The sequence below is a fragment of the Bartonella propinqua genome (genome assembly GCF_047263965.1).
GTDB lineage: Bacteria > Pseudomonadota > Alphaproteobacteria > Rhizobiales > Rhizobiaceae > Bartonella.
Window position 1 is genome coordinate 1 of the sequence record NZ_JBLEBK010000022.1, and the last position, 2919, is coordinate 2919.

Consider the following 2919-nt stretch of genomic DNA (forward strand, 5'->3'; position numbering starts at 1 on the left):
ATCGGATGCAGGCACGTTTTTTAATCAAGGACAATAAGTTCTTATTTTTAGGGCGTGAGAGTTTACCAACCCTCGAAATCCATAAGCATGATTGCTCTCAATGGGAGTTCACCTTAGAGCCGCGAACGCAATATGGTGCGGTTGAAGCCAGTTATTTTGATCGTGCTAAGGGGCAGCAAGTACAGGTTAAGCATCAGACAAGCTTCACAGGTCCCACGCGGCGTTTGCGCAGTTGTTATACATGTAAGGAAGAGGCATTAGCAGCAGCTGCCTCAGAAGGGGATAGGCTTTGTCGTGCTGTTGGGAGTGGTTCGTTAACGCTGGAGGGCTGCCCAGAGATTATGGCAGATCAATCTCTTCTGCTGCGTGGATTTCGTAGGGAGATTAACGGCAATGGAGAGCTTCTACAGTTACCCATCGCTATGAAAAAGCCAGCAGATATACGACAGAAATTATATTTTGAAGGGATTTGAAAAGCTTTAAAAGTTCAAAAAACTACTTTTAAAAAATAGTGCAAAATTTTAGCAATAACTTAAAAAATGCAGAGAAATAACACCCCATAATTCTCCTATAGGCTTCAATTCTTTAAATTATTTCCACGAATACAAAGACATTGCATTTTTTCTTGCTATTTGTTTTTACATCATATATGTGGCAATTATATGTCAAAATTATGGCATAATGGAATGATTATATCGGTAAAATATGTTTTTTTTGTGATGATATTTTATTGGGGAAGTTTATGAAAAAATCATATCCAACACAAAGTTTTTTTAAGATAAATTTATTGAAAACGACAATAGTTGCGCTCTTATTGAGTGTATCCCCTGTTTTTATTATGAATATTGCGGTGGCAGGAGATCCTCCTGTGAAACCCGAAAATTCCAGTACATCTGATTCTGAAGATAATCATGGTAATGCTGTTTTAAATAATAATATTGCTGCTTCTGATACAGATAATGTTATTAATGGAGCTTATAGTCCAAGTTTTGATGAAGCAATAACAGTCAGTACAACTGCTCAAGAAGAGATAGCTGTAGGCTCAACTCCTCAGTATACGGAGCAAATTGATAATAATGTTGCACCTAGGTATTTTAACACAGGCTTAACTCCAGCTACGAGAGAAGCACATTGGTTATGGGAAAATCCTATTGGTATAGGAGATGGTGTGGTAGCGAAGGGCAATTTTGCTATTGCTATTGGTAATAACGCATTTGTTGATTTTGCTCAAAGTGGAATTGCTATTGGACGTTCAGCCCTTGTTTCACAGGCGGGGTCTGCAATTGCTTTTGGTGAGTATACGCGGGTAACTGTTTTGGGAGGAGTTGCTTTGGGTGCGGATTCTCTCGCTGATATTGGCGATAAGCAAATAGGTTATGATCCTATAGTGGGCGCTATAATAGATAGAGGTGATGATATTGCATGGAAAAGTACTGCAAGTGCTATTAGCATTGGCAATATTGATAAGGGCATAACACGGCAGATTATAGGAGTAGCAGCAGGAACTGCAGATACTGATGCAGTAAATGTTGCACAGCTAAAAGCTTTAGGAGAGGTTGTAAAACAAAAAACTCAATATGTATCAGCAATTGAGAATCTTGGAAAACAGACTATTGCAATTGGCGATGTAACAGCAAAAAGTGCTTATTCTATTGCTATAGGATTTTCTGCGCGAGCTACAGTTGATGATACAATTGCTATTGGTAGAGGTACATCTAGCACGGGAATCAATGCAATTGCTATTGGTTATAACGCAGCGGCATCTGTTCATGATGGAGTTGCTTTGGGTGCAAAGTCTGTTGCTAATTTGGGAGCAAGATGGGGTTACGATCCTATTTCGGATATGGTAACAAACAATAATAGTGCCGCATGGAAAAGCACTTTAGCTGCTATCAGCGTTGGCGATCCTAATCAAGACATAACACGGCAGATTATAGGAGTGGCAGCAGGGACTGCAGATACCGATGCAGTAAATGTTGCACAGCTAAAAGCTTTAAGAGACTTTGTCGTATCAGATAGTGCTCAAATTGCTGCATCTTATGCCATTCAGAATATACAATATACTGATGTAGGGTCTGCTTTTACGGCAGTTGATCAATTTCTCACGGAAGCTTCTAATAAAATTTCTGATAATGTTACACAGATAAAATCTTTAGAAGAGTTTGTAAAACAAAAAACTCAATATGTATCAGCAATTGAGAATCCTGGAAAACAAACTATTGCAATTGGCAAAAATTTAACGACAGCTGGTTCTTATACTATTGCTATAGGATTTTCTGCGCGAGCTACAGTTGATGATGCAATTGCTATTGGTAGAGGCACATCTAGCACGGGAATCAACGCAATTGCTATTGGTTATAACGCAGCGGCATCTGTTCATGATGGAGTTGCTCTGGGAGCAAAATCTGTTGCTAATTTTGGAGCGAGATGGGGTTATGATCCTGTATTGGGTGCTGTAATAGGCAGTAATAATCCTGCTGGACTTGCATGGAAAAGCACTACAGGTGCTATCAGTGTTGGCAATATTGATAAGGGCATAACACGGCAGATTATAGGAGTGGCAGCAGGGACTGCAGATACCGATGCAGTAAATGTTGCACAGCTAAAAGCTTTAAGAGACTTTGTCGTATCAGACGTTTCTGGAATTGCAGCTGAAGTTTCTGAGAGCTCCACAGAAGCGATGAGTGGTTCACAGCTTTATGCGACCAATAGTAAATTAGATCAGATGCATATTAAATTGGGAGAGGCACAATCAGACATTTCTGAAGTTGCAGCAAATGCTTCAGGTTATTTTGGTGCTGGTGCGGATATGTTGAATGGTCAGTCTCCGACTTACGTGATCCAGAGTGCCAATTATATGAGTGTAGGCTCTGCTTTTACGGCAGTTGATCAATCTCTGACAGATATTTACGGTCAGAT

The 2919-nt window shown here is 39.8% G+C and carries 2 pseudogenes; both read left to right on the forward strand.

The annotated features are described in order from the left end of the window. Positions 1 to 463, forward strand: a pseudogene (locus ACMFKV_RS07040) (late control protein); the annotation flags it as partial. A 279-nt stretch (positions 464 to 742) separates the two neighbouring features. Further along, positions 743 to 2919: pseudogene (locus ACMFKV_RS07045) on the forward strand (hypothetical protein); the annotation flags it as partial.